4 protein-coding genes and 1 pseudogene are annotated in these 7,338 nt (G+C 69.4%); 2 read left to right on the forward strand and 3 right to left on the reverse strand.

Going from position 1 to position 7,338, the window contains the following annotated elements:
• Nucleotides 1-99: 99 nt before the first annotated feature.
• The 3 genes and pseudogenes from AC08OX_RS12685 to AC08OX_RS12695 all read right to left on the reverse strand — a co-directional run.
• A pseudogene (locus tag AC08OX_RS12685) lies at nt 100-426 on the reverse strand (DUF3145 family protein); the annotation flags it as partial.
• A gap of 290 nt (nt 427-716) precedes the next feature.
• Entirely contained in the window at nt 717-1,661 is a 945-nt protein-coding gene (locus tag AC08OX_RS12690; RefSeq protein ID WP_476608009.1) for an SPFH domain-containing protein, read from the reverse strand.
• A gap of 187 nt (nt 1,662-1,848) precedes the next feature.
• Nucleotides 1,849-2,283 carry an NfeD family protein gene (locus AC08OX_RS12695; RefSeq protein WP_476608010.1) on the reverse strand — a complete coding sequence of 145 codons (435 nt, stop codon included), beginning with the start codon at nt 2,281-2,283 and terminating at the stop codon, nt 1,849-1,851.
• Nucleotides 2,284-2,408: 125 nt separating this feature from the next.
• Here AC08OX_RS12695 and glgX point away from each other — a divergent pair, with 125 nt between their 5' ends.
• Both glgX and treY read left to right on the forward strand, forming a co-directional pair.
• The gene (gene glgX, locus AC08OX_RS12700) at nt 2,409-4,685 is read left to right on the forward strand and encodes a glycogen debranching protein GlgX (protein WP_476608011.1); all 2,277 of its coding nucleotides are present in this window, start codon (nt 2,409-2,411) and stop codon (nt 4,683-4,685) included.
• Complete coding sequence (gene treY / locus AC08OX_RS12705; protein WP_476608012.1) at nt 4,675-7,170, forward strand: malto-oligosyltrehalose synthase; 2,496 nt, start codon at nt 4,675-4,677, stop codon at nt 7,168-7,170. Before glgX ends, treY begins: the two co-directional genes overlap by 11 nt.
• The last annotated feature ends 168 nt before the right edge of the window (nt 7,171-7,338 follow it).

The following is a 7,338-nucleotide window of genomic DNA, read 5'->3' on the forward strand; positions in this document are numbered from 1 at the left end:
ACCCAGCCCACACCGGAAATCCTCATCTCAGACCGTCCTGAACCAGCCACCGGCCAGCTCAACGGACTCCAAAGATCAACTTATCTAGGAAACTCCCGCTAGATCGGGGGTGTAGGAGTACCGCTCGGCGTCACACCCTGGTGAGGGTCCCTCGACGGTCTCGAACGTGACATGCCCGAGCCGGCGCAGCGCGCCAGCCACCCGCCCCGCGGTAGCAGGCGACGCCCGCCACTCCAGCCCGGCGAAGAGAAATCCGGGCATGCCGGGCTGCGCCGTCCAGGTCAACGACACTGGCGACGACAGAACGCCGGACACGGTGAACTCCAGGTGCGGGCACAGCGCCGGCGGACAGGCGAGAACCGCCAGCTTGCCCGGCACGGCGAAGGACGACGAGCCGGATGACAGCTCACGAGCTGTCGGGGACATTGCGACCACGCGGGACCTCCGTCGACGAGGAACGCCTTCCCCTGCGCCCGTCGACCCGCCCCCGTTCGGCTGAGTGAATCGTCCCATGGTCCGGCTCAGCGGACTAGCCCTACCTCCTCCTGAAGTATCACTAAATGGCCGGAAGTCTTGTCCGCACCAACCATTGGTGACGGGCTCGGGATGAGCCGATCGGGCAGGTCATCCGAGGAGGCGGGTCACCCGAAAAGATCAGGCGACGACGGCCGACGAGCCGCCGGACCGACGAGCCGCCGGACCGGTAGACCCGGGAGTTACGAACCGGTTGACGGAGGTCCCGCGGACGGACCCTCGGAGGGCGCGGGACGGGCCCCGACGGTCTTGTCCGCCTGGTCCGCACCGCCGAACAGGCCGCCGAGGCCGCCGAGGGCGGTGGTCAGCTCGCTGGGCACGATCCACAACTTGCTCGCCTGCCCCTGGGCGATCCGCGGCAGCGTCTGCAGATACTGGTAGGCTAGCAGTTTCTGGTCCGCGTCACCCTCGTGGATCGCCCGGAAGACGGTGTCGATCGCCTGGGCCTCGCCCTGAGCGGTGAGGATCTGCGCCTCCCGCTCCCCCTCGGCCCGCAGGATCGCGGCCTGCTTCTCCCCCTCGGCCCGCAGGATCTCGCTCTGCTTGACGCCTTCCGCGGTCAGGATCGCGGCCCGGCGGTCCCGCTCGGCCCGCATCTGCTTCTCCATCGAGTCCTGGATGGACTTCGGCGGATCGATGGCCTTGAGCTCCACCCGGTTGACCCGGATTCCCCACCTTCCGGTGGCCTCGTCGAGCACGCCGCGCAGCTGCCCGTTGATCTGGTCCCGCGAGGTGAGAGTCGCCTCCAGGTTCATCCCACCGATCACGTTGCGCAGAGTGGTGACGGTCAGCTGCTCGATCGCCCGGATCACGTTCGCGATCTCGTAGGTCGCCGCCCGCGGGTCGGTGACCTGGAAATAGATCACCGTGTCGATCCCGACCACCAGGTTGTCCTCGGTGATCACCGGCTGCGGCGGGAAGCTGACCACCTGCTCCCGAAGGTCGATGCGGTCACGCACCCGGTCGACAACCGGGACCAGGATCGCGAGGCCCGGCGTCAGCGTGCGGTGATACCGGCCCAGCCGTTCGATGACCATCGCGCGCGCCTGCGGCACGATGCGCACCGCCCGGACCAGAAAAATCAGTAGGACCACCGCGATCATCGCGGCGGCGATCACTCCTGCCATGGCGTACCCCTCACTGTCAGCCCCCTCGATGTCGGCCGTCCCGATGCCGGCCGTCCCGATGCCGGCCGTCCCGATGCCGGCCGTCCCGATGCCGGCCGTCCCGATGCCGGCCGGTTGAAGGCCTGCCGGCCCGATGCCGGCGCTGTCACATCCACTGGCATCGCCGGGGGCGCCGGGGCCCCGGTCGTCAGAGCTCGAAACTGTGGACGATGGCGGTGGCACCATCGATGCGCAGCACCCGCGCCTCGCTGCCGGCCTCGAGCACGGTGGTGGTGGGGTAGGACCGGGCCGACCAGATCTCTCCTTTGATCTTCACGCGACCCCCGCCGCCGTCGACCCGCTCCACCACCATCGCGCGCTCTCCGACGAGCGCGTCGGTACCCGTGAGCAGGGGCGGCGTACGTTGCAGCTGACGCTTCGCCACCGGACGCAGCCCCAGCCCGAATCCACCCGCCGCGACCACGAAGGCGACGATCTGCCAGACCAGATCGACGCCGAGCAGCGCGACACCGGCCCCGATGAGCGCGGCCAGCGCGAACATCGCCAGCGTCAGGTCCAGCGTCAGTAGTTCGCCGACGACCAGGGCGCCGGCGATGACGATCCAGATCGTCCCGTCGGACATGACTCCATGATAGACTGCGGCGTTCAGCAGGCGATCAAAGAATCTTCAAGGATCGCAGGCGCCGCGAACCCGGGATGAAGCGACCCCGGCCCGCGAATACCGTTCGGCCCGTAGGCTTCGGTCGTATGTCACAGGTATGGCCCGGCAGCCCCTATCCCCTGGGCGCCACATACGACGGATCGGGCACAAATTTCGCGATCTTCTCCGAGGTCGCCGACCGGGTCCAGCTGTGCCTGTTCGACGACGCGGGCAACGAGGAGCGGATCGACCTGCGGGAACGGGACGCCTTCGTCTGGCACGCCTACCTTCCCACCGTGGGACCGGGCCAGCGCTACGGCTATCGGGTCCACGGGTCCTACGACCCCGCCCGAGGGCTGCGCTGCAACCCCACCAAGCTCCTCCTCGACCCGTACGCGAAGGCGGTCGACGGGGAGGTCGCCTGGGACCAGGCGGTGTTCCCCTACACCTTCGGCGACCCCGACAGCGTCAACGACTCCGACTCCGGTCCCCACATGATGAAGTCGGTGGTAATCAGCCCGTTCTTCGACTGGAACGGGGACCGCCCGCCACGCCGGCCCTACAACGAGTCGGTGATCTACGAGGCGCATGTCCGGGGGCTGACCAAGAACCATCCCGGCCTGCCGGAGGAGTACCGCGGGACCTACGCGGGAGTCGCCCACCCGGTGATGATCGACCACTATCGCAAGCTCGGCGTGACCGCGATCGAGCTGCTGCCGGTGCACCAGTTCGTCCATGACGAGCATCTGGTCAGCCGCGGGCTGCGCAACTACTGGGGCTACAACTCCATCGCGTTCCTGGCGCCGCACAGCGGCTACTCCGCCTCCGGCGGCCACGGCCGCCAGGTGCAGGAGTTCAAGGGAATGGTCAAGAACCTGCACGAGGCCGGGATCGAGGTGATCCTCGACGTCGTCTACAACCACACCGCCGAGGGCAACCACATGGGTCCGATGCTGTGCTTCCGCGGCATCGACAACAGCGCCTACTACCGGCTCGTGGACAACCGTCCCCAGTACTACATGGACTACACGGGCACCGGCAACAGCCTGCGGGTACGACACCCACACGTGCTACAACTGATCATGGACTCGCTGCGTTACTGGGTCACCGACATGCACGTGGACGGGTTCCGGTTCGATCTCGCGGCGACCCTGGCCCGGGAGTTCTACGACGTCGACCGGCTGTCATCGTTCTTCGACCTCGTCCAGCAGGATCCGGTGGTCTCCCAGGTCAAGCTGATCGCGGAACCGTGGGACCTCGGCGAGGGCGGTTACCAGGTGGGGAACTTCCCCCCACTGTGGACCGAGTGGAACGGTAAATACCGCGACACCGTCCGCGGCTTCTGGCGCGGGCAGGACCACGGGATCGCCGAGTTCGCCTCCCGGCTGACCGGATCGAGCGACCTGTACGAGAACAGCGGGCGCCGGCCGTGGGCATCGATCAACTTCATCACCGCGCACGACGGGTTCACCCTGCACGACCTGGTCTCCTACAACGAAAAACACAACGAAGCCAACGGCGAGGACAATCGGGATGGTTCCGACGACAACCGGTCGTGGAACTGCGGAGTCGAAGGGCCCACCGACGACCCGACCGTCCTGTCCCTGCGCGCCGCGCAGACCCGTAACCTGCTGACGACGCTGTTGCTGTCCCAGGGGGTGCCGATGCTGGTCGCCGGAGACGAGATGGGACGCACCCAGCAGGGCAACAACAACGCGTACTGCCAGGACAACCCGATCTCCTGGCTGGACTGGTCCGACGCCGAGCGCAACGCCGACCTGATCGAGTTCACCGGCATGCTGTCAAGGCTGCGCCATGATCATCCGATCTTCCGCCGCCGCCGGTTCTTCCAGGGCAAGTCGCTGCGCGGGCAGGGCGGCACGACGCACGGCGCGGCCGAGGCGGTCACCGGCGGGCAGGCGGGCGGCCAGGACGCGGACGGCAGCGGCGGGCGCTCCGGCGACGGGCTCTCCGGCGACGACCCCGCCGTCAAGGACATCGCCTGGCTCCGCCCGGACGGCACGGAGATGTCCGACAGCGACTGGGAGTCCGGGACGGCGCGATCACTCGGCGTCTACCTCAACGGTGAGGGGATACCGGACCCCGACGCGCTGGGCCAGGCCATCATCGACGACTCGTTCCTGCTGTTCTTCAATGCCCACCACGAACCGGTCGGGTTCCAGGCGCCGGCGACCAGTTTCGGCAGTTCGTGGGAGATCGTCGTCGACACCCGGGCGTCGACGGCCGAGGTCGACGCCCGGCTCAGCGACACCGCGCTGCTCCACTCGGCCCTCGATCCCGCGAGCATGGGAAGGGCCGTGAAGGCCGGCGATCCCATCGGACTCGACGCCCGCTCGACCGTCGTGCTGCGCCGTGTCAGCTGACCCGACGCACCCGGACGGGGGGTACGGCGCCGACCGGGTGGTACCGACCGCCACCTACCGGCTCCAGCTCAATCTGGACTTCTCCCTCACCGATGCGGCGGTCGTCGTCCCCTACCTGGCCACGCTCGGCGTCTCCCACCTGTACCTCTCGCCCGTGCTGGAGGCCGCGCCCGGCTCGACCCACGGCTACGACGTCGTCGAGCACGGGCAGATCAATCCCGAGCTGGGGGGGGCCGGCGGGCTGCGCCGGCTCGTCGCCGCGTGCCGCAAGGCGGGACTCGGCCTGATCGTCGACGTCGTCCCCAACCACATGGCGATCGCCCCGGAAACGACGAACGCGGCCTGGTGGTCGGTGCTGCGCGAGGGACCCGAATCCCCCTACGCCAGCTGGTTCGACATCGACTGGGCCTCCCCCGACGACCCCGGCCGGGTGTTGGTGCCGATCCTGGGCGCCGGGCTCGCCGACTGCCTGGCTGCCGGGGAGATCTCCGTCGAACAGGACGAGGACGGCGACTGGGTCGTCGTCTACTACGACCACGTGCTGCCCGTCGCCGCGGGCACCGCCAACCCCGACGACGTCGCCGCGACCCTCGACGCGCAGTTCTACCGGCTGTGCTGGTGGCGGGTCGCCGCGACCGAGCTGAACTACCGGCGGTTCTTCGATATCACGACCCTGGCCGCGCTGCGCCAGGAGGACCCGGACGTGTTCGCCGCCACGCACCGGATTCTCATCGAACAGGTCCGCGCGGGGACCTTCGACGGGCTGCGCATCGACCATCCGGATGGGCTCGCGGACCCGGAAGATTACCTGCGCCGGCTGTCGGAGGCCACCGGCGGGGTGTGGACCGTCGTCGAGAAGATCCTGGAGGATGACGAGGCGCTGCCGGACACCTGGGCCTGCGACGGCACCACCGGCTACGAGGGGATCGGCCGGCTGACCCGGCTGTTTCTCGACCCGATGGCGGGTCACCCCCTCGCGGTGCTCTACGGCGAGATCACCCGTGCGGACCCCGACTACGAGGCCGAGGCGCGGGCCGCCAAGCTCGACGTCCTCGCGGGCGTGCTCCAGCCCGAGGTGGACCGGCTGACGAGCCTCGCGCTCGGGGAGGCCAGGGAGGCCCGGGCCGACCTCACCCGAACCGGTCTGCACGAGGCGATGTGCGAGATCCTCGCCGCCTTCGACGTCTACCGGGCCTACATCCGCCCGGACGGCACGCCGAGCCTGGAGGCCCGCGGGCACGTGGTCCGCGCCTGCGAGCAGGCCCGGTCCCACCTGCCGGGGCGGGCGACCGAGGTCGATCTTATCGAGGACCTGGCGCTGGGCGGACCGGCCGAGTTCGTCGTCCGGTTCCAGCAGACCTGTGGGCCGGTGATGGCCAAGGGCATCGAGGACACCGCCTTCTACCGGTATGCCCGGTTGCTGGCCCTGAACGAGGTCGGCGGCAACCCCGGCCGCTTCCCGGCGTTCACGACCGGGCACCCACGCAGCGCCGTCACCGAGTTCCACGAGGCGAACCTGTCGGTCCAGCGAAACTGGCCACTGACGATGACCACCCTGTCCACGCATGACACCAAGCGGTCGGAGGATGTGCGGGCCCGGCTCGCGGTGCTGTCTGAGGACCCCCGCGGCTGGGCCGAGGTGGCCGGCAGGCTCGCGCGGCTCGGGGAACGCCACCGCGACACCGAGCAGGGCTGGCCCGACCGGGTCACCGTCTACTTCCTGCTGCAGACCCTGGTCGGCGCCTGGCCGCTGCCCGCCGACCGGGCCACGCAGTACATGCTCAAGGCCGTCCGGGAAGCGAAGACCCACACGAGCTGGACCGACCAGGACCCCGGCTACGAGGCGGCCCTGACGAACTACATCGAGTCAGTGCTGGAGGACGACGAGTTCGTCGGCATCCTGGAGCGGTACGTCGCCACGCTGGTGGAGCTGGGCCGGCAGAACTCGCTGGCCCAGAAGCTGCTCCAGCTGACCATGCCAGGGGTGGCGGACGTGTACCAGGGCCAGGAGCTGTGGGATCTCTCCCTCGTCGATCCGGACAACCGGCGGGCGGTCAACTACGGTGACCGCACCAAGCTGCTCGCCGAGATCGGTGTGGAGTCGACCGCCGAGACCGGTGCGCCGCGGCGCCCGCCGACCCTCGACGACTCCGGCGCGGCGAAGCTGCTCGTCGTCGCCCGGGCGCTACGGACCCGCCGCGACCATCCCGAATGGTTCGGGGCGGACGCGATCTACCGGCCGCTGTGGGCCTCCGGCTCGGCCGCGGAGAACGTCGTTGCCTTCAGCCGGTCCGAGTCCGTCGTCACCGTGGTGCCCCGCCTCGTCCTCGGCCTGCGCCGCGGCGGCGGCTGGCGGGACACCACCATCCCCCTACCCGAGGGACGCTGGACGGACGTGCTCACCGGCCGCAAACATGACGGCGGCACCGCCTACGTGCTCCGGCTGCTACGCGACTTCCCAGTAAGCCTGCTCGTCCGCGCGTAGCACGCGGCAGGCCGGCCCCTGCCAACATCTGGTGGCCCGCGGCCCGGCTGGCAGGGGCGGCTCACGGCTGGGTCGCCGGCCTCTCACCGACCCTGAGCCAGACCGTTCAGCCGCCCGTGCGTTCCACCGCGCGTGCGGCAAGGTCCCGGCAGCCGCAAGATGGTCCCT

The organism is Frankia sp. CoBUL1 (genome assembly GCF_978021245.1).